Here is an 18,951-nt window from a genome sequence, read left to right as displayed (position 1 = left end):
GCCGGTGCCGCCCGGTGACGAACGACGGGCCGGCGCTTCGCGACAACTGGTCGGGGTGGCGGGATTTGAACCCACGGCCTTCCGCTCCCAAAGCGGACGCGCTACCAAGCTGCGCCACACCCCGTCTGGTGCGTCACGTAGGGTACATGCCCGCGAGGGGTGCGCAGGGCCGCTTTTCGACGTGGCCGGACGGCCTTCCCCAACGGGGTCCGGGGGAACGGGGCGGGGCTCCGCGACGCGGTGTGCGACGAGCGGGTACGACCCGCTACGATGCCTGTGTGCCGCGGCCGGTGACGACTGCGTACAAGTTGTGCGGGCGTAGCTCAATGGTAGAGCACTAGTCTTCCAAACTAGCTACGCGGGTTCGATTCCCGTCGCCCGCTCCAGGTGAACGAAGGGCCAGGTCCGAGAGGTTTCGGACCTGGCCCTTCGGCGTTCACGACAGCCAGTGGCAGGGCAGGCGCAACAGGTCCGCGACGCGGTCGGCGACCGCCTCCGCGTGCGGTGGTGCCGCTTCGCCGGTGATGCCGCGCGTCAGGTGCAGGTGCAGGGACTGGAGGGTGGCGAAGGTGTTGAACGCCCAGACCGGCACCGGGCCGGGGCCGCCCGCCTCCAGGGGCGCCGCCACCACGTCCAGCCAGCCGGTGGCCTCCGCCGGGGTGAGGCCGGGGTCGCGCAGGATGCGGGTGACGGCGCGGGCGACGCGCGCGTCCTCCAACTGGTGGTAGCGGTAAGGGGTTCGGGCCTCTGTGACGCGGCGGGCGCAGAGGTGGAGCAGTTCCCTGCGGCGGGCCGGCAGCGCCTGGGCGAACGCCGCAGCCGCGTCGGCGCCGTGGGCGACGGCGTGCAGCCAGCCCAGGGAGTCGTCCCAGCCGCGGGTGTCCCGCTCGGCCGGGTACCAGGCCGCGAAGCGGGCGTACCAGCGCTCGACGGCCCCGGCGGGAACGAGGCCCGGAACGGCGGCGCCGCGAGTGACGACGCGGCACAGGATCAGGGGCGCGAAGGTGCGGGCCTGCACCTCGGGGTGGTCGAACCGGGTGGCGGCGGTGTCGCCGAGTTCCGTGAGGACCTCGTCGAGGCTGCCCGCGTCGATCCAGCGCGCGGCCGCCGCGTAGGCCAGGTCGTCGCGGATCACCGGGTCCGGCGAGACGAGCATGGCGGACAACTCGGCGGCCAGGCGGGGTGCCCCGGCGCGCTCGGGGAAGGGGAATCCGTCGGCCGCGAGGGACTTCCAGTCCAGGGCCGGGCCGCCCCCCGGGGACGGCGCCACCGTGGTGGCCCCGGCCCCGGCGGCGGTCACGGACGGCTTCTTCGTTCTCGCGGCGGACACCGGTCGGTCAGAAGCTGATCGAGTTGATGGTGTCCGCTATCGAGTTGAGGAATCGGTTGATGGACGGCGCCATCCCGGTCGAGGCCAGGAAGAAGCCGAAGAGGATCGCGACGATGGCGGGGCCCGCCTTGATCGACCCGCCCCGGATCAACACCACCAGGATGATCGCCAACAGCAGCACCACTGACAGCGAAATGGCCACAACTGATCACACCCTCGATCGGTCCACTCTCCCGGTTCGGGGGTGCCAACCCCACACCCCCGCCAGGGACCATCGTGCCACCAACCGGCCCCGGGTATGCGGCTGCTGACGCATCGTCCGCCACGGAAGTCCACTTCCACCCGGTACGTACGGTCGGACGCGAGCCGGGCGCACGCGGGCGCACGTTCACGCGCGGGTCCGCGGGCGGTCGCACACAGGATTCCAACAGGGTTGTGCGGGGCGGAAATTGAACACGACCGTTGCCGTGTCCACACAACTCGCGCCCAGCTAATTCGAATTCGGACCGAACGCCGGGACGGGTACCCCCGCCTCCCACCCGGCCGCCCCCTTCGGGGCACACCATAACGGGACCAAAACGGTCAAACTGGGCTTAGGTGAAGGGTGTGTTGGAGTCGGACGGGTACACCGGTTTCTGTGAATGCGTGAAGCACGGGAATCCCCGGAACGAATAGCGGGCGGAGTTTTACGGAATCGGTCGGCGCCGCTAAGGTGCCTCAAATGTTCCACGCTGCCTCGTCCCCCGCTCACGCGGCGAGGTCCCGGTCGCCCTTCCCCCGTTCTCGGCGGGAGGGCCTGTGACACATTCGCCGCGGCCGCACGACCACAGCAGAACTCCCCTCCCGGCCGCGCGGCGGCCGGAGCCCGGAGCGCCCGGGGCCGCCGCCCCGCCGGCCGCCCCGTCGGCCCCGCCTCCCGGCAGACAGCGCGACGCGTTCTTCGACAACGCCAAGTACCTGGCGATCGTGCTCGTCGCCATGGGGCACTCCTGGGAGCCCCTCAAGAGCGGCCACCGCGTCCTCGAAGCCGTGTACATGGTCGTGTACGCGCTCCACATGCCGGCGTTCATCGTCATCTCGGGCTTCTTCTCCCGGAACTTCGAGATGCGCCCGGACAAGATCAAGCGGCTGATCACCGGTGTCGCCGTGCCGTACATCGTGTTCGAGACGGCCTACCCGCTGTTCAAGCGCTGGGTGTTCGACTCCCCCGACCAGGAGATCAGCCTTCTCGACCCCTGGTTCCTGACCTGGTTCCTCGCCGCGCTGTTCATCTGGCGGCTGACCACCCCGCTGTGGAGGACCGTGCGGTGGCCGCTGCCTCTCGCGCTGGTCGTCGCGATGCTCGCGACCCTGTCGCCGAGCATCGGTGACGACCTCGACCTCCAGCGCGTGCTCCAGTTCCTGCCCTACTTCGTGCTCGGCCTGTGCCTGAAGCCGGAGCACTTCCGGGCGGTGCGCAGCCGCCGGGTGCGCGCCGCGGCGGGGCCGGTGTTCGCCGCCGCCCTCGTCACGGCCTGGTGGGCCGTGCCCCGGATGAACGCCGCGTGGTTCTACCACCGGGACTCCGCACGGGAGTTGGGCGCACCCAGCTGGGTGGGGCCGGTCATGGTCCTCGCCCTGTTCGGGTGCTCGCTGGTGCTGACCGCCTGCTTCTACTCGTGGGTGCCCGGCCGCCGGACGTGGTTCACGTCACTGGGCGCCGGCACGCTCTACGGCTACCTGCTGCACGGTTTCCTGATCAAGGGGGCCGACTACGCGGGCTGGTTCGACCACGCCCGGCTGCACCGCCCGGCCGGCGAACTGCTGGTGACCGTCCTCGCGGGCGCGGCCGTCACGCTGCTGTGCACGGCGCCGGTGCGGAAGGTCTTCCGGTGCGTGATGGAGCCGCGGATGGACTGGGCCTTCAAGCGGGACCAGGGGCGCCCGGCCGCCCGCGGCGCCGGTACCGCCCCCACCGCCGTCGCCGTGGAGGCGCCCGCCGCCCGGGAGCGGGCGGAGTCGTCCGCCGGCGCCGGGGCCTGACCCGGGAGCAGCGCCCCCGTTCCCGTGCCGGGCGACCGCGTACGGGACCGGGGGCGCCCCTCGTCGAGGGCCGGGGTCAGCGCAGCGCCTGGGCCGTGGGGCCCTCGCGGCAGACCAGGAGCAGTGCCCGGTCGTCGTTGACGTCCTTGGCGACCGCCTCGATGAGGTGCCAGGCGGCGCCGTGGAAGCCGCCCGCGACGTAGCGGTCGGCCTCGCCGGTCAGCCGGTCGATGCCCTCGGCGATGTCCCGGTCGGAGGTCTCCACCAGGCCGTCGGTGAACAGCATCAGCACGTCGCCGGGGCGCAGGGTGCCCTTCACCGAGTGGAACTGGGCGCCGTCGTACACGCCGAGCAGCGGGCCGTCGGCGGACTTCTCCTCCCAGCGTCCGCTGCCCGCGCTGAGCTGGAGGCCCGGCGGATGTCCGGCCGAGTACAGCTCGTAGTCGCCGGACTCCAGGTCGAGGACGAGGTGGATCGACGTCGCGAAGCCCTCGTCCCAGTCCTGGCGCAGCAGGTAGCCGTTGGCGGCGGGCAGGAAGGCATGCGGGGGCAGCGAGCCGAGCAGGCCGCCGAACGCCCCGGACAGCAGCAGCGCGCGGGAGCCGGCGTCCATGCCCTTGCCGGACACGTCGGTCAGCACGACCTCCATGGTGCGCCCGTTGTTGGTGCGGGCCGCGACCACGAAGTCGCCGGAGAAGGACTGGCCGCCGGCCGGGCGCAGCGCCATCTCGCGGTGCCAGCCCTGGGGCAGCTTCGGCAACTTGCTCTGCACGCGGATGCGTTCGCGCAGGTCGAACAGCATGGTGCCGCCGCGCCGCCAGGGCACGCCGACCCGGCTGCGGAACTGGGCGATGAGCAGCCCGAAGAAGCCGCAGGCGGCGACGACGAGGACGACGCCGGGGGTGACCCTGGACGGGCCCTCGGTGTAGGGGCCCAGCCGTACCGACTCGACGATCAGGGCGGTGGCCGCCGCCGCGTACAGGCCGAGCAGGCTCGCGGGGCGCAGCAGCAGCCCGCCGGCGACGATCGGCAGGACCAGCGCGGCCGGTGAGCACCAGACGGAGTTGGCGAGTGTGACGGCCGCGATCACGGGCACGGTGAGGAACAGTCCGACCAGTGCGATCCAGTCCGAGCCGTCGCCGCGGAAGTAGTCCACGGCGGCTCGGCGCACGGCGATGCGGGCCCGGTGCCACCGCATCTTCCACCGGGCCGTGAACGTCTCGGCTTCCGATCGCCGCTCTCGTCCTGCTGCCATTAGTTCGGGACCCTATCCATCGGACCGGCTGCTTGGCACGGGAGGTCCCACTTGTCCTCCCTCCGAGGCTCGACTTCACAGTGAACTTGAAGGAACGCCGCCGCGCTGCCACCCGGCCGAAATTGTCTCGCTCCTTGTGGACGGCGCTGGTAGGGATGGGGACATGACTACTGACCTCGGGATCGAACTGCGGGCACCACGACCGGAGGAATGGGACGTCTGGTACGGGAGCGTGCTGCGGGCGTTCGGCGGGGTCGCGGAGGCTCCCGAGGAGCGCGAGCTGTGGCGTGAACTCACCGACTTCGGCCGCACACTGGGCAGTTGGGAGGGCGACGCCTGCGTGGGCACGGCGGGCGCCTTCGACTTCCGGCTGACCGTGCCGGGCGGCGCGCAGGTGGCCGCGGCGGGGATCACGATGGTCTCGGTGGCCGCGACGCACCGGCGGCGCGGGATCCTCACGTCGATGATGCGGCGGCAGCTCGACGACGTCCGGTCCTGGGGCGAACCGCTGGCGGTGCTGACGGCGTCGGAACCGGCGATCTACGGACGGTTCGGCTACGGCGCCGCGACCTTCCACGTCAGCGCGGAGATCGACACCCGTCTCGTCCGTCTGTCCGTGCCGGCGGGGACGGACGACGTACAGGTGCGGTACGCGGACGCGGCGGACGTCCTGGACGCGTGCGAGGCGGTCTACGCGCGGCTGGTGCCCCGCCGGGCGGGCATGACGGCCCGGCGGCCCGGCTGGGAGCGGCTCGCGCTGCTCGACGCGGAGAGCGACCGCAAGGGGGCGTCGCCGCTCCAGTGCGTGGTGGCGCGCCTCGACGGCGAGGTCACCGGGTACGCGCGCTTCCGCGTCAAGCCCGCCTGGGAGCGCGGCGGACCCGCGGGCGAGGTGGTCCTCCAGGACCTGGACGCGCTCGACCCCGCCTCCGGGGCGGCCCTGTGGCGGTTCCTGTTCGGGATCGACCTGACGTCGCGGCTGACCGCGCGCGGGCGTCCGGTGGACGAGGCCTGGCAGTACCAGGTGTCGGACATCCGGCGCTGCCAGGTGCAGTCGCGGGACTCCCTGTACGTGCGGCTCGTCGAGCTGGGCGCGGCGCTGGAGGCCCGTACCTACCAGGCGCCCGTGGACGTCGTGCTGGAGGTCGAGGACGCCTTCTGCCCCTGGAACCAAGGGCGTTGGCGGCTGACCGGCGACGCGAAGGGCGCGGTGTGCTCGCGCACCGCGGACCGTGCCGATCTCGCCCTGTCGGCACGGGAGTTGGGCGCCGTCTACCTGGGCGGGGTACCGCTGGACGCGCTGGCGGCGGCCGGGCGGGTGCGGGAACTGCGGCCGGGTGCGGTGGCGGAGGCGTCGACGGCCTTCGGCACGGTGTCCGCGCCGTGGCTGTCGCACGGGTTCTAGGAACGGTCCGGCGGGCGGGCCGTCAGGTCCGCTGGCAGGCCGGGCACCAGAAGAGGTTGCGGGCGGCCAGTTCGGCGGTGCGGATCTCGCCGCCGCACAGGTGACAGGGGCGGCCCGCCCTGCGGTACACGTAGACCTCGCCGCCGTGGTCGTCGACGCGCGGCGGGCGGGCCATCGCCTCGGGGGTGTGCTCGGGGCGGACGGTGTCGATGCGGTTGTTGCGCACGCCCTCGCGCATGAGGTCCACGAGGTCGGCCCAGATCGCGTCCCACTCGGCCCGGTCGAGGTCCCGGCCCGGACGCCGCGGGTCGATGCCGTGCCGGAACAGCACCTCGGCCCGGTAGACGTTGCCGACGCCCGCGACGACCTTCTGGTCCATCAGCAGCGCCGCGACGCTCGTACGGCTCCGGGAGATCCGCCGGAACGCGGCGTCCGGATCGGCGTCCGCGCGCAGCGGGTCGGGGCCGAGGCGCGCGTGTATCGCGTCCTTCTCGGCGTCGTTGACCAGCGCGCACGCGGTGGGACCGCGCAGGTCCATGTGGGCCGTGTCGTTCTCCAGGCGCAGCCGCACGGTCGGGGCGGGCGCCGGGGCGGGCACGGCACCGAAGTTCACCTTGCCGAAGAGGCCGAGGTGGATGTGGACCCAGTCGCCCGACGCGGCGGCGCCGAAGCCGAGGAAGAGGTGCTTGCCGTGCGCGTCGGCGGTGCGCAGGAGCGCGCCGTCGAGCAGGGCGGCGGAGTCGGCGAACCGGCCCTGGGGACTGCCGACGCGCACGGGGGCGCCGCCGAAGCGGGCCGCGCAGTCCTGTGCCAGGCGGTGGATCGTGTGCCCTTCCGGCACGGTACGTGCTTCCTTCCTCGACCGGCTCCGGCCGCGGCCCCGCACGGCGGACCGTGCGGGGCCGACGGGCCGCCTGCTACTGCTGGGGGTGGTGCGCCGGTACGGGCGGCAGGTCGCCGGTGGCCTCGTAGCCGAGCAGCATGTCGATGCGGCGCTGGTGGCGCTCGTCGCCGGAGAAGGGCGTGTTGACGAAGGTCTCGACGAACTTCGTGGCCTCCTCGGTGCTGTGCATGCGCGCACCGACGGCGACGACGTTCGCGTTGTTGTGCTGGCGGCCCAGCGAGGCGGTCTCCTCGCTCCAGGCCAGCGCCGCGCGGACGCCCTTGACCTTGTTCGCCGCGATCTGCTCGCCGTTGCCGGAACCGCCGATCACGATGCCCAGCGAGCCGGGGTCCGCGACGGTGCGCTCGGCGGCGCGCAGGCAGAAGGGCGGGTAGTCGTCCTGGGCGTCGAAGATGTGGGGTCCGCAGTCGACGGGCTCGTGCCCCGCCTCCTTCAGCCACTCGACGAGGTGGTTCTTGAGTTCGAAGCCGGCATGGTCCGAGCCGAGATACACGCGCATGCTCCGAGTGTGACACGAGGGAATCCCGGCGGCAGTGCCGGGGGACGCCCCCTCCCCCGCGTCCCGGCCGGGCGCCGCCCGTGTCCTCACAGCACCGTGAAACCGTCCCTGACCCGGTGGTAGGTCCGCACCGCCTGGTCGGCGACGGCCGGCTGGTACCAGGTGTTGACCTGGAACGACGTGCCCCTGGCGTCGAACCCGAGCAGCCGCGCGTGCCAGGGAACACCCTGAAGCGTGAACGTGTACTCCCACACGACCGCGGGATACCCCCGGAACGTCGTCCGCTCCAGGCGGATCTTGCGGTAGTCGGTGCCCTGGTGCGCGTTCTGCTCGGAGGTCTGCCAGGACTCGAACAGGTCGCCGCGGGCCAGCGCGGACTTGGCGACCAGTTCCTGCCGGCCGTCCGGCGACGTGTAGTGCACCTCGGCACCGGTCTTCACGTCCCGCCGCCAGCCCGCCGGGGGCGCCCACGCGTAGCCGCCGGCCTCCCGGTGCGCGCCCGGCGGCAGGCTCTCGGGGCGCGCGGTGCCGGCCACGGTGGACGACGCGGAGGGCGACGGCGAGGAGGTGGCCCCGGAGGACGGCGGGCCGCTCGACGCGGACCCGGACACGGAGGCGGAGGCCGCCCCGCCCGCCGCGGTCGCGTCGTCGCCGCCACCGCCCGTTCCGCCGTCGGCGAGGAGGACGGCCGCCACGACCGCGCCCGCGACGGCGACCGCCGCCCCCGCCAGCAGGCCCGCACGGCGCGCGCGGCGCGGGCGCCCGGCCGGTACGGCGGGACCGGGGAGCTCGCCGGGAGGCGTCGGCGGGACGCCGGACGGCGTCACCACCCCGGCGTCCGGCGCGGGGTGCGGGGCGGGGTGCGGGGCGGCGCCCCCGCCGGGTCCGGGGGTGGGCTGCACCTCGGTGGGCGCGTGCGCACGGTTCAGGGAGACCCCCGGACGCGCGGAACCGCCGGAGGCGGGCGCGGAGTCGGGGCTCCGGGAGGGCCGGGCGGAGCGGGGCACGGCCGGCGGGGCGGCGGTGCGCGGGTCGGCGGGCCGGACCAGGGACACGGGGGTCGCCGCCGCGTCGGGAACGGGGGGAGGCGGTCCGCCCCTGCCCAGGACCTGCGTGCCGGTGGGGACGGCGTCCGAGGGTTCGCCGGGGACGCCGGGTTCGCCGGGGGCGCCGGGGACGTCAGGGGTGTCGGGGGCGTCGGCCGTGGGGGGCCGCTCGGGCTTCCGGGCCTCCGGGGGCGTCCCGTCCGGGGCACCGGTGGGCCGCGGGCGCGGGGAAGCCACCGAGCGTTCCCCGGTGGGCGGGCGCTCGCCCGCCGGGGCCTCGGCGGGCACCCCGGCCGGGGAGGGCCCGGCAGCATCGGCCGGCCGCGGAAGGGCGGCCTCCTCGGCGAGACGGCCGGACGCCGCGCCCCGGAGCGCCTCCCCTGCGGAGCCGGACGGCGCGGGCCGGGGCCCGGACCCGGGATCGGGCTCGGCATCGGGATCGAGGTCAGGGGCGGGTTCGGGTTCGAGGCCGGGGCCGAGGCCGGAGCCGGGGCCGGGCGATCCCTCCGCTTCGGGCTCACGCGCGGGCTCCGCCGGTGCGGGGGTCGGCTCCGCTACCTCCGGCTCACCGGGTGACGGGTCAAGCCCCGCTTCCGGGCTGGGAGTTGGCGCGAGTGCCGGGGCCTGATCCGGCACCGGACCCGGAGTCGCCCTCGCGGCCGGGGTCGGGGCCGGATCCGCAGCCGGACCCGGAGTCGCCGTCGGGGTCGGACCCGGACCTGGACCCGGCCCCGGAGCCGAGGTCGACCCAGGGGTGGTCGCCCGGCCCGGTGGCACGGCGGTTCCCCACCCCGGCGGACCCTCCGCCGGCTGCATGCCTCCGGCCGCCGGCAGGGTCGGTGTGGGCGACGGGTACGCGACCGGGCGCAACGCCTCCGCCACCTCCGCGAGGCCGGGCCGCACCTCGGGTTCCTTCTCCAGCAGCGCGCCCAGGATCCGCGTCAACGGGCCCGCGCTCGGCGGCAGTCGGGGCTCCTCGTAGAGGACCGCGTGCAGGGTCGCCAGGGTGGTGGCGCGGGAGAACGGCGAGCGGCCGTCCAGGGCGGCGCAGAGGGTCGCGCCGAGGGACCAGACGTCGGACGGCGGCCCCTGATGCCGGCCGGAGATGCGCTCGGGGGCCATGTAGTCGGGCGAGCCGACGAGCATGCCGACCATCGTGAGCGCCTTGGTGTCCTGGATGGCCGCGATGCCGAAGTCCGTGAGGACGACCCGGCGCCGGACGGTCTCCACGAGGACGTTGCCCGGCTTGATGTCGCGGTGCAGGACACCGCCCGCGTGCACCTCGCGCAGCGCGTCCACGAGCCCGAGGCCCACCCGGGCGGCCTCCGCCGGACCGATCGGGCCGTCCTCGGCGACGATCTGCTCCAGGGACCGCCCGGCCACCAGCTCCATCACGATCCACAGGTGCTCGCCCTCGTCCACCACGTCGTACACGCGCACGACGTTGGGGTGGTCGATGCGCGCGGTGGCGCGGGCCTCGCGCAGGGTGCGTTCACGGCGGGTGCGGGAGTCCTCGGCGTCCACGCCGCCGATGCGCATTTCCTTGACCGCGACCGGCCGGTCGAGAATTTCGTCGACCGCTCGCCACACCCGCCCCATTCCCCCCTGGCCGATACTTTCGGCCAGCCTGTACCGCCCCGTCACCAGTAACCCTGGAATCCCGCCGCCACTCGCTTTTCCCGGCAATCCGCCGCACCCCCCTGACGACCGCCCCGCCCGGAACACAATGGTCACACTTCGTGCGGTACCAGCATAGTGCGGAGAAATCTTGTGGTACCTCTTCAAGTACTGCGAATTCAGGCGCAGCCAAGGGGGACGAACATGATTGCTCGTCGTACGACGACCATCACGGGATCACTGGTCGCAGGAGCCTTCTCGGTGGTGATGATCCTTCCGTTCACCGCCGGTGCGGACGATCAGGGACCCGCGAGCAGCAAGGGGGGAAAGGCCGTCGACGAGGCACCGGCGGGCGTGCGGACGACCACCACACTGCCCGAGAAAATCTCGGTCGACAACAGTTCGAAAAAGACAGAAATCACCGCGACGGTGAAGAACGGGGGGACCAAGGAAAGCGGCGGTCTCCGCCTTCTCGTGGTCGGATTCGACGGACTCGTGGTCAAGGACGTGCAGGGCTGTTCCGCACTGGCGAAAAAGGATCTCCCGCCGGGTTCGAACAGTGCGTTCAGCTGCGCGGTCGGAAGTCTGAAGGCGGGTGCGTCGAAGTCCTATTCCGTGGACGCCACGTTCGACCTGGGAAAGACCGGGAAGATCTGCCTCCCGGTGCAGACGGCCGACGGGAAGAAGACCTACTGGCAGCAGGGCCCGGTCCCCTTCGGCACGACGAACCCGTCACCGAACGCGCCGGCCACCCCGCTGCTGCTCGGCACCGACAACAAGCCGGTCGCGCCCGCCGGTGACACGACCCTGCCGAAGACCGGTGTGGGCGACGACGTGCTGCCGTGGGGCGCGGCAGGCGCGGCCCTGCTCGCGGTGGGGGCGGGCGGCCTCTGGTGGTCGCAGCGCAGGCTGGCGGGACGGCCCGCGGGCTGACCGGTCCGGAAACGCGGAAGGGGCGCCCGGCAGGCGGGCGCCCCTTCTCGAACGGTGTCGCCGGACGTCAGTCCTTGGCGAGCTTCCACGCGGTGGGCAGCACGCCCATCGCGAGGGCGGCCTTGAGCGCGTCACCGAGCAGGAACGGCGTGAGGCCGGCCGCGACGGCGGCGGAGGCGGACATCCCGGTGGCGAAAGCCAGGTAGGGGACGCCGACGGCGTAGATGATCGCCTCGCCGAGCAGCATCGTCCCGGCGGTGCGCAGCACCGAGCGGTCGGCGCCGCGGCGGGCCAGCGCGCCGACGGCGGCGGAGGCGAGCAGCATGCCGAGGACGTAGCCGAAGGAGGGGGCGCCCGCACCGGAGCCGCCGCCCGCGAACCACGGCACCCCGGCGACGCCGGCCAGCGCGTACAGGGCGAGGGAGAGGAAGCCGCGGCGGGTGCCGAGCGCGGTGCCGACGAGCAGCGCGGCGAAGGTCTGGCCGGTGACGGGGACCGGGGAGCCGGGCACGGGGAGCGAGATCTGCGCGGCGACGCCCACCAGCGCGGCACCGCCGAGCACGAGCGCGACGTCACGGACACGGGACGCGGGGAGCAGGTCGGCGAGGACCTGACCGGGGCGGGCGGGTGCTGCGGCAGTCGTGCTCATGGGGGCTCCCCGGAGGTGAGGGCAGTGCGGGACACGGCGACGCTATCCCAGCGCCCTGGAGCCGATCACCGTCTGCGCTCGACAAAGGGTGGATCACCGCCGTGGTGGACTCCCGACAAACCCCGGGGAGTACACCCCCTGGCGCGTGACGCCGGTCACTTGGGCGGCGAGTGCTTCCGCACGCCGGGCGGCGCGGGGGCCGTCTGTGGGGTTTCGCCAATTCGCCCGCGGACCGCGCGCTCTTGGCTTCCTGACGGTCCGTCGGCCCCTAGGCTCTGCGCACCGGCGGGCGCGGGTCCGCGCGTCCGGCGCCCCCGTTCCCACCCGGAGGTGGTCACCCTGTACGTATGGTGTCCGAATTGCCGAGGAATGCAGGACTTCGGGCGGCTCGGCCCGGACGAGGAGGAGCACGTCCGCACCGCACACGGGAACCCCCGCCCCGGCGGGTTCCGGCGCTGCCTGCGGGACGGCTGCCGCCGCTTCCAGTGGTGGTCCGACTGGCGTGACGGCGGCAGCTTCCCGAAGAAGGACGACTCCGCGTAGGAGGCGACTTCGCGCAGGAGGGCCTACAGGTTGCTGAAGTCCGGGCCCACCGTGCGCGAGCGCTTCAGCTCGTAGAAGCCGGGGACCGAGGCGACCGCCACGGTGCCGTCCCACAGCCGGGCCGCCTGCTCGCCCTTGGGGGCGGGGGTGACGACCGGGCCGAAGAAGGCGATCTGCTCGCCGTCGGGGCCGGGCACCGCGATGACCGGGGTACCGACGTCCTGGCCGACCTTGTCGATGCCCTCCTTGTGGGAGGCGCGCAGCTCGGCGTCGAACTCGAAGTCCTCCTGGTCCGCGTACTCGATCAGGTCGGCCGGCAGGCCCACCTCGGCGAGGGCGGCGGCGATGCCCTCGCGGGTCGGGCCCTCGCCCTCGTTGTGGAAGCGGGTGCCGAGGGCCGTGTACAGCGGGCCGAGGACGTCCGCGCCGTGCTTCTGCCAGGCCGCGGTGACCACGCGGACGGGCGCCCACGCGGTGGTCGTCATCATCTCCTTGTACTTGTCGGGCAGCTCGTCCAGACGGGGCTCGTTGAGGACGGCGAGGCTCATGATGTGCCAGTGCACCTCGATGTCCCGAACCTTCTCCACTTCGAGGACCCAGCGGGACGTCATCCACGCCCAGGGGCACAGCGGATCGAACCAGAAGTCGACGGGGGTCCTCGCGGACGTGGTCGCGCTCTCGGACATGGCTCTCCTCGGAAAAGCGGTGGAATACCGGGTACCGCGCTACGGCACGGGCTCGCCTGAAGCCCGTGTCCGGGCAACACCGATCCGGGCCCGTGCCATTCCCCGTGTGCCGCGACAGGAGCACATGGCAGGATCGGTGCTGTTCCAGCGTGTCCGGCAGGGGTCGGCACGCCCGACGAACGTAGCGAAGAGAACCTGAGGGAGTGCAGCCGGTGCCCGGTGAGAATCTGACCCGCGACGAGGCCCGGGAGCGGGCCGCCCTGCTGTCCGTCGAGGGGTACGAGGTGTCCCTCGACCTGCGGTCGGGGGTCGGCGACGCACCGGAGGAGGGCCCCCGGACCTTCCGTTCGGTGACCACGCTGCGGTTCCGCTGCGCCGAGCCCGGCGCGTCCAGCTTCGCCGACCTGATCGCGCCGGCCGTCACGAGCGTCTCCCTGAACGGGCGGGACCTGGACCCCGGCGCGGTCTTCGACGGCACGCGGATCCTGCTGGAGGACCTCGCCGCCGACAACGAGCTCGTGGTGGACGCGCAGTGCGCCTACTCCCGCACCGGCGAGGGCATGCACCGCTTCGTCGACCCGGAGGACGGCGAGGTGTACCTGTACACCCAGTACGAGCCCGCCGACTCGCGGCGCGTCTTCGCCAACTTCGAGCAGCCCGACCTCAAGGCGCCGTTCCGCTTCGAGGTGCGCGCCCCCGAGGGCTGGACGGCGTGGAGCAACGGCGTGGGTGAACTCACGGACGGCGTCTGGCGGTTCGCGGAGACCAAGCCGATCTCCACGTACATCACGTCGGTCCTCGCCGGCCCGTACCACTACGTCACGGACTCCTACAGCCGTGTGTTCGCGGACGGTTCGAAGCTGGAGATCCCGCTCGGCGCCATGTGCCGCAAGGGTCTCGCCCCGCACTTCGACGCCGACGACGTGTTCCTGGTGACGAAGCAGGGCCTGGACTTCTTCCACGACCACTTCGACTACCCGTACCCGTTCGGCAAGTACGACCAGGCCTTCGTGCCCGAGTACAACCTCGGTGCCATGGAAAACCCCGGACTGGTCACGTTCCGCGAGGAGTTCATCTTCCGCGGCAAGGTCACGCAGACCTCGTACGAGGGCCGCGCCAACGTGATCCTGCACGAGATGGCCCACATGTGGTTCGGCGACCTGGTCACCATGGTGTGGTGGGACGACCTGTGGCTGAAGGAGTCCTTCGCCGACTTCATGGGCACGTTCGCCAACGTCGGCGCGACCCGCTTCAAGGACGCCTGGATCACCTTCGCCAACCGCCGCAAGGCGTGGGCGTACCGCGCGGACCAGCTGCCCTCCACGCACCCGATCACGGCCGACATCCGCGACCTCCAGGACGCCAAGCTCAACTTCGACGGCATCACGTACGCCAAGGGCGCCTCCGTCCTCAAGCAGCTCGTCGCGTACGTCGGCCAGGACGCGTTCCTCGAAGGCGCCCGCCGCTACTTCAAGCGCAACGCGTACGGCAACACCCGCCTGGGCGACCTGCTCTCGGTGCTGGAGGAGACCAGCGGCCGGGACATGGCCGGCTGGGCGCGCGCCTGGCTCCAGACGGCCGGCGTCAACTCCCTCACGCCGCAGACCCTGTTGAGCGCCGACGGCAGGATCACCGAGCTGGCCGTGCTCCAGGAGGCCGCCCCCTCGCACCCCGAACTGCGCCCGCACCGCGTCGCGGTGGGCCTGTACCGGCGCACGCCCGAGGGCGCCCTGGAGCGGTACGCGCGCGCCGAGGCCGACGTCGACGGGCCGCGCACGGTGGTGACCGAGCTGGCCGGGGCCGAGGCGCCCGAGCTGGTCCTGGTCAACGACGACGACCTCACGTACTGCAAGATCCGGTTCGACGAGACCTCCCTCGACACGCTGCGCGCCCACCTCGGCGACCTCACCGACCCGCTCGCGCGGGCCCTCGCCTGGTCGGCGCTGTGGAACATGACGCGGGACGCGCTGCTGCCCGCGCGGGACTTCGTCGACCTGGTGCTGCGGTACGCGGGCCGCGAGTCGGACATCGGCGTGCTCCAGATGCTGCACGCGTGGTCGGGCACCGCGCTCGTCCACTACGCGGCGCCCGACTGGCGCGGGACGGGCGGGCGGCTGCTCGCCGAGGGCGCGGTCGCCGAACTGCGGCGGGCGGAGCCGGGCAGCGGGCAGCAGCTGGCCTGGGCCCGCTTCCTCGCCTCGGTCGCCGCCGCCCCCGCCGACCTGCAACTGCTGCGGGGTCTGCTGGACGGCACGGCCCGGATCGACGGCCTGGAGGTCGACCAGGAGCTGCGCTGGACGTTCCTGGAGCAGCTCACCGCGCACGGCGAGGCCGACGAGGCGGCGCTCGACGCCGAACTGGCCCGCGACGACACGGCCACCGGCAAGCGCCACCAGGTCCGCTGCCTGGCCGCCCGGCCGTCCGCGGCCGTGAAGGCGCAGGCGTGGGCACAGGTCGTCGAGTCGGACGCGCTGTCCAACGCGCTGGTCGAGGCGACGATCGCGGGCTTCGAGCGGTCCTCGCAGCGGGACCTGCTCGCCCCGTACGCGGGGAAGTACTTCGCGGCGATCGCGCGGGTGTGGGACGAGCGGTCGATCCAGATCGGCATGGACGTGGTGCGGGGCCTGTTCCCCGCGCTCCAGGACTCGCAGGCCACCCTGGACGCGACCGACGCGTGGCTGACGGCCCACGAGGACGCGGCCCCCGCCCTGCGCCGCCTGGTCCTGGAGGCACGCGACGACCTGGCCCGCGCCCTGCGCGCGCAGGACTGCGACGCGGCGGCGACGACGCGCTGACGCCCGCCGCGACCACCCGTGCCCTCCCCGGCCGCCCGGCCGGGGAGGGCACGGCCGTTTCCGGGCGCCCGTCGCCGGACGGTCCGCCGGACCTCCGCCCCCGGCCCGACTCTCCGCGACCGTTACGCAATGCAGAAAATCCCACCCGTAACCCCCGAACGGACCAGGGCTTTTCGGCAGCCGGACTCGAACCCTTTAGTGCGAGAGTGTCCTGGTTTTCCGACAGACGTGTAACAGGGGTTAAAGGACGGATCGGACGCGGGAAATCCCCGGACATGAAGAACAACACCCCGCTCTCCCCCCGCCCCCTGCGCCACCTCTGCGACGCCCAGCGCCGGGTCCTGACGACCGCTCAGCTCCGCGCCCACGGGGTGTCGTCGGCCGAGACCAACGAGCGGTGCCGGCCGGGCGGGCCCTGGCAGCAGGTGCTGCCGGGCGTCGTCATGCTGCACGCGGGGCCGCCCACCACGGAGGAGCGGCTGCACGCGGTGCTGCTGTACGCGGGGCGGGGACCGCGCGGGGGCAAGGGGCCCGGGGTGCCGGCCCAGCCGGGGGCGGAGTCGCCGCACCGCCCGGTGTACACGGAGGCCGTGGTCACCGGACCGGCCGCGCTGACCCTGCACGGCTTCACCGAGGGGCCCGCGCTGTTCGGCGTGGAGCGGATCGACGTCCTGGTCCCCCGCTCGCGGCGGCTGCGCTCCACCGGCTGCGCCCGCCTCCTGCGCACCCCCGCGCTGCCCCTGCCGCAGTACGTCGCCGGTCTCCCGGTCGCCCCGGCGGCACGGGCCGTCGCGGACACGGTGGCCGAGATGACCGACCCGGACCGGGTGCGCCGCCTGCTGACCGAGGCGGTCCGCGACGGCCACTGCGAACCGGCGGCCGTCGTAAGGGAGTTGACGCAGGCGCGGCTGCTCGGCCTGCCGCACGTGGTGGACGCCGTGGACGCGCTGCTCGCGGAGGGGCGCGGCGTCGCCGAGGACCGGCTGTACCGGATGGTGCGGGACTTCGGACTGCCGGACCCGGTGTGGAACGTGGACCTGCGGCTGCCCGGCGGCCCCCACCTCGGGGGGCTCGACGCCTACTGGCCCGAGGAGGGGGTGGCCGTCGAGCTGGACACCCGGGCGCCCCGCCAGGACGAGGACGCCCTGTGGGCGGAGTACGCCCGCAAGCGCGAGACGCTGGAACGTCTCGGCATCACCGTCGTGCACATCACGCCCCACAAGCTGCGCGAGGCGGTCGAGCAGCAGGCGGCCGTGGTCCGCACCGCCCTGATGGCGGCGGGCGACCGCGATCCGGCCGCGTACGTCGTGGTGCTGCCCCGGTAGTGCGCCGGCCGGGGCAGCGCCACGACCGGCGGGGAGGGGGAGGAGGGGCCGCGGGGCCGCCGGGGCACCCGCCGGCCCCTCCTCGCGTCCCGGCAACTCCCGCCCCGGCGTGGTCGGTCACGCCTTCTTCAGCAGCAACTCGGTGTTGCGGTCGGCCGCGTGGCCGCCCAGTGCCGTGCTGGCTCCCGCCGCGTTGACGGCGAACTCGCGGTAGAGGGCGGCGAGTCCGGGCTGGGACAGGTCCGCGAAGTCGGTGCGGTGCGGTGCCGCCGACTCGACGAGGGTGGTGAGCACGGAGAGCGTGCCGTCGGCGTTGTCCACCAGCTCGATCACGCGGGCGAGTTGGGGGTGGTCGACGTGGGAGGCCGTGGAGATCTCCCAGAACGTGTGGCCGCCGGACGTCCTGTGCGGGGTGATGTCGTTGCGGTGGATGTGCCCGTTCACCCAGGCGACGACATGGGCGTGCCGGCCGAGCAGCGCGAGCAGGTCGTCGCCGCCGTGCCGCTTCTCGTGCGGACGGGCGGGATCCGTACGGGTGTTGGTCATCGTCCTGCTCGTGTGGTGGCTGAACACCACCACGTGCTCGTCGCGGTGCGCGGCCAGGGTGGTGTCGAGCCAGCTCAACTGGGCGGCGCCGACGGACCCTTCGTAGAAGCCGCCCGGGTCGGTGGTGTCGAGGCTGACGCCGAGCACGTCGTCGGAGATCCGGAAGGCGTAGTACTGCGTGCCCTCGTCGAGGTTCGCGGCGGTGTAGCCGTGGCCGGTCGGTCCCGCGCCGGTGTACGCGGTGTCGAGGTGGGCGCGCAGGTAGTCGGCCGGCGTGTACGGCGCGCGCCGTTCGTCCGGGGTGACGGGCCGCATGGCGCGGGTGTGCGCCCGGAGCATGTCGCGGAAGCCGGCACCGGCCGGGTCGGCCGCCGTCTTGAGGGCCTTCTGGAGCTTCTTCGCCTCCGCGGCGGACAGCGTCATCAGCTTCCGGTCGCCGACGGCGTACTCGGCCAGGTACGGGTCGCCGTGCCCGTAGCAGCCCAGCGGCATCGCGTCGTGGTTGCCGACCGTGGAGTACCAGGGCAGGTCGAGGCCGGGGCTGCGCACCTCGCGGATCGCGGCCGCCAGGAAGCCCTCGATGCGCGGGAAGCCGCGCTGCTTGTCGGCGTCCCGCAGGGCGGCGTCGGCCTGCCAGTACTGGGCGAGTCCGCTGTTCTGGACCCCCTCGTAGCGGCCGGCGGCACCGGAGTCGGGGCTGAACCGGCCGCCGCTCATGATCTTCATGAACCATTCGAGCTCGGTCTTCGCGTTGTTGTCGGTGTTGTCGCCGGTGGTCATGACGAAGTCGAGCGGGGCGCCGGTGACGGGGGCGCCCCGCAGCGAGTTGATCCGCTCGACGAGCGAGATCGCGCCGTGCACGGTCAGCGCCTCCTGGGGGCGCCAGGCGTGCGGGTCGGTCGAGCGCAGGTACTCCAGGCGCATCGGGTGCTGGGTGTCCATCAGGTGCAGGTCGGTGACCTGCACGAACGCGGCGAGGGTCCGGCGCCGGTCGGCGCGGCCGGACGTGGCGGCGGCGAGGTCGTCGCGCACCACGCGGCGCCAGCCCGGCCCGTCGCCGAGCCGCCGGTAGCCGGACCCGGAGCCCGGGGTGGCGACCGTGGCGAGGGTGGTGCCGCCGGTGTACGGGGCGAGCGGCGCGGCCGGTGCCGCCGCGGCGGTCGTGCGGGAGGCGGCGGGGACCCCGGAGGCGGCGGGCGCGGCGGTCGCCGCCTCGCTGTCGGTGGGCCGCAGGGCGTAGCCGACGCCGGCGGTCAGGGACACGGCACCGGCGGCGGCGAGGACGGTACGGCGGTCGACTCCCCGGGCCGCTTCGGCGGCGTGGGCGGCGGTCGTGGTGACGGAAGTGACTACAGAGCGTATGCGCGGCATGGCGCGGTCTCCCCGAGTGCGGACG

The 18,951-nt window shown here is 73.5% G+C and carries 15 protein-coding genes and 2 tRNA genes; 7 read left to right on the top strand and 10 right to left on the bottom strand.

What is annotated here, in order from left to right; all coding sequences use genetic code 11:
• Positions 1 to 47 precede the first annotated feature (47 nt).
• Positions 48 to 124, bottom strand: a tRNA-Pro gene (locus ACFZA0_RS01755).
• Between the two features lie 188 nt (positions 125 to 312).
• On the opposite strand from ACFZA0_RS01755, the gene ACFZA0_RS01750 reads away from it, so the two are divergent.
• Positions 313 to 386 (top strand) — tRNA-Gly (locus tag ACFZA0_RS01750).
• A 50-nt stretch (positions 387 to 436) separates the two neighbouring features.
• Here the strand turns inward: ACFZA0_RS01750 and ACFZA0_RS01745 are convergent.
• Both ACFZA0_RS01745 and ACFZA0_RS01740 read right to left on the bottom strand, forming a co-directional pair.
• A complete protein-coding gene (locus tag ACFZA0_RS01745; RefSeq protein WP_391009579.1) occupies positions 437 to 1,300 on the bottom strand; it encodes a DUF2785 domain-containing protein in 864 nt (287 codons plus the stop codon).
• A 37-nt stretch (positions 1,301 to 1,337) separates the two neighbouring features.
• Complete coding sequence (locus ACFZA0_RS01740) at positions 1,338 to 1,532, bottom strand: hypothetical protein (protein ID WP_031130848.1); 195 nt, start codon at positions 1,530 to 1,532, stop codon at positions 1,338 to 1,340.
• 596 nt (positions 1,533 to 2,128) lie between these two features.
• On the opposite strand from ACFZA0_RS01740, the gene ACFZA0_RS01735 reads away from it, so the two are divergent.
• Positions 2,129 to 3,352 (top strand): acyltransferase family protein, encoded by a 1,224-nt coding sequence (locus ACFZA0_RS01735; protein WP_391009576.1) that lies wholly within the window; start codon positions 2,129 to 2,131, stop codon positions 3,350 to 3,352.
• Positions 3,353 to 3,428: 76 nt separating this feature from the next.
• On the opposite strand, the gene ACFZA0_RS01730 is transcribed toward ACFZA0_RS01735, so the two are convergent.
• A complete protein-coding gene (locus ACFZA0_RS01730) occupies positions 3,429 to 4,607 on the bottom strand; it encodes a SpoIIE family protein phosphatase (RefSeq protein ID WP_391009573.1) in 1,179 nt (392 codons plus the stop codon).
• Positions 4,608 to 4,770: 163 nt separating this feature from the next.
• Here ACFZA0_RS01730 and ACFZA0_RS01725 point away from each other — a divergent pair, with 163 nt between their 5' ends.
• Positions 4,771 to 6,012 (top strand): GNAT family N-acetyltransferase, encoded by a 1,242-nt coding sequence (locus tag ACFZA0_RS01725; protein WP_391009570.1) that lies wholly within the window; start codon positions 4,771 to 4,773, stop codon positions 6,010 to 6,012.
• 22 nt (positions 6,013 to 6,034) lie between these two features.
• On the opposite strand, the gene ACFZA0_RS01720 is transcribed toward ACFZA0_RS01725, so the two are convergent.
• The 3 genes from ACFZA0_RS01720 to ACFZA0_RS01710 form a co-directional block, all read right to left on the bottom strand.
• Positions 6,035 to 6,853: a DNA-formamidopyrimidine glycosylase family protein gene (locus ACFZA0_RS01720; RefSeq protein WP_391009567.1), complete on the bottom strand. Its 819-nt coding sequence runs from the start codon at positions 6,851 to 6,853 to the stop codon at positions 6,035 to 6,037.
• A 76-nt stretch (positions 6,854 to 6,929) separates the two neighbouring features.
• On the bottom strand, positions 6,930 to 7,415 hold the full coding sequence (locus tag ACFZA0_RS01715) for a ribose-5-phosphate isomerase (protein ID WP_391009564.1): 486 nt from the start codon (positions 7,413 to 7,415) through the stop codon (positions 6,930 to 6,932).
• An 86-nt stretch (positions 7,416 to 7,501) separates the two neighbouring features.
• Positions 7,502 to 10,060 carry a protein kinase gene (locus ACFZA0_RS01710; RefSeq protein WP_391009560.1) on the bottom strand — a complete coding sequence of 853 codons (2,559 nt, stop codon included), beginning with the start codon at positions 10,058 to 10,060 and terminating at the stop codon, positions 7,502 to 7,504.
• Between the two features lie 222 nt (positions 10,061 to 10,282).
• On the opposite strand from ACFZA0_RS01710, the gene ACFZA0_RS01705 reads away from it, so the two are divergent.
• The gene (locus ACFZA0_RS01705) at positions 10,283 to 11,011 is read left to right on the top strand and encodes an LPXTG cell wall anchor domain-containing protein (RefSeq protein ID WP_391009557.1); all 729 of its coding nucleotides are present in this window, start codon (positions 10,283 to 10,285) and stop codon (positions 11,009 to 11,011) included.
• Positions 11,012 to 11,078: 67 nt separating this feature from the next.
• Here ACFZA0_RS01705 and ACFZA0_RS01700 read toward each other — a convergent pair whose 3' ends face one another.
• Positions 11,079 to 11,660 carry a biotin transporter BioY gene (locus ACFZA0_RS01700; RefSeq protein ID WP_391009554.1) on the bottom strand — a complete coding sequence of 194 codons (582 nt, stop codon included), beginning with the start codon at positions 11,658 to 11,660 and terminating at the stop codon, positions 11,079 to 11,081.
• 369 nt (positions 11,661 to 12,029) lie between these two features.
• Here ACFZA0_RS01700 and ACFZA0_RS01695 point away from each other — a divergent pair, with 369 nt between their 5' ends.
• Complete coding sequence (locus ACFZA0_RS01695; RefSeq protein WP_391009551.1) at positions 12,030 to 12,203, top strand: hypothetical protein; 174 nt, start codon at positions 12,030 to 12,032, stop codon at positions 12,201 to 12,203.
• Between the two features lie 23 nt (positions 12,204 to 12,226).
• Here ACFZA0_RS01695 and ACFZA0_RS01690 read toward each other — a convergent pair whose 3' ends face one another.
• A complete protein-coding gene (locus tag ACFZA0_RS01690; protein ID WP_391009548.1) occupies positions 12,227 to 12,889 on the bottom strand; it encodes a DsbA family protein in 663 nt (220 codons plus the stop codon).
• Positions 12,890 to 13,101: 212 nt separating this feature from the next.
• Between ACFZA0_RS01690 and pepN the strand changes: the two genes are divergently transcribed.
• Together pepN and ACFZA0_RS01680 are read left to right on the top strand one after the other, a co-directional pair.
• A complete protein-coding gene (gene pepN, locus ACFZA0_RS01685) occupies positions 13,102 to 15,684 on the top strand; it encodes an aminopeptidase N (protein ID WP_391009544.1) in 2,583 nt (860 codons plus the stop codon).
• Positions 15,685 to 15,959: 275 nt separating this feature from the next.
• A complete protein-coding gene (locus tag ACFZA0_RS01680; RefSeq protein WP_391009541.1) occupies positions 15,960 to 17,009 on the top strand; it encodes a hypothetical protein in 1,050 nt (349 codons plus the stop codon).
• A gap of 117 nt (positions 17,010 to 17,126) precedes the next feature.
• Here the strand turns inward: ACFZA0_RS01680 and ACFZA0_RS01675 are convergent, their stop codons facing one another.
• Complete coding sequence (locus tag ACFZA0_RS01675; protein ID WP_391009538.1) at positions 17,127 to 18,926, bottom strand: TIGR03767 family metallophosphoesterase; 1,800 nt, start codon at positions 18,924 to 18,926, stop codon at positions 17,127 to 17,129.
• Positions 18,927 to 18,951: the final 25 nt, after the last annotated feature.

Source organism: Streptomyces sp. NPDC008150 (assembly GCF_042956945.1).
Taxonomy (GTDB): Bacteria; Actinomycetota; Actinomycetes; order Streptomycetales; family Streptomycetaceae; genus Streptomyces.
Note: the sequence above shows the minus strand (reverse complement) of the source record. Positions and strands in the feature narration are given on the sequence as shown.

Excerpts from the sequence above, each read along its gene's own strand:
- ACFZA0_RS01730 (WP_391009573.1), bottom strand. The coding sequence starts at position 4,607 with ATGGCAGCAGGACGAGAGCGGCGATCGGAAGCCGAGACGTTCACGGCC.
- ACFZA0_RS01725 (WP_391009570.1), top strand. The coding sequence starts at position 4,771 with ATGACTACTGACCTCGGGATCGAACTGCGGGCACCACGACCGGAGGAA.
- ACFZA0_RS01715 (WP_391009564.1), bottom strand. The coding sequence starts at position 7,415 with ATGCGCGTGTATCTCGGCTCGGACCATGCCGGCTTCGAACTCAAGAAC.
- ACFZA0_RS01710 (WP_391009560.1), bottom strand. The coding sequence starts at position 10,060 with ATGGGGCGGGTGTGGCGAGCGGTCGACGAAATTCTCGACCGGCCGGTC.
- ACFZA0_RS01705 (WP_391009557.1), top strand. The coding sequence starts at position 10,283 with ATGATTGCTCGTCGTACGACGACCATCACGGGATCACTGGTCGCAGGA.
- ACFZA0_RS01700 (WP_391009554.1), bottom strand. The coding sequence starts at position 11,660 with ATGAGCACGACTGCCGCAGCACCCGCCCGCCCCGGTCAGGTCCTCGCC.
- ACFZA0_RS01695 (WP_391009551.1), top strand. The coding sequence starts at position 12,030 with ATGCAGGACTTCGGGCGGCTCGGCCCGGACGAGGAGGAGCACGTCCGC.
- ACFZA0_RS01690 (WP_391009548.1), bottom strand. The coding sequence starts at position 12,889 with ATGTCCGAGAGCGCGACCACGTCCGCGAGGACCCCCGTCGACTTCTGG.
- ACFZA0_RS01680 (WP_391009541.1), top strand. The coding sequence starts at position 15,960 with ATGAAGAACAACACCCCGCTCTCCCCCCGCCCCCTGCGCCACCTCTGC.
- ACFZA0_RS01675 (WP_391009538.1), bottom strand. The coding sequence starts at position 18,926 with ATGCCGCGCATACGCTCTGTAGTCACTTCCGTCACCACGACCGCCGCC.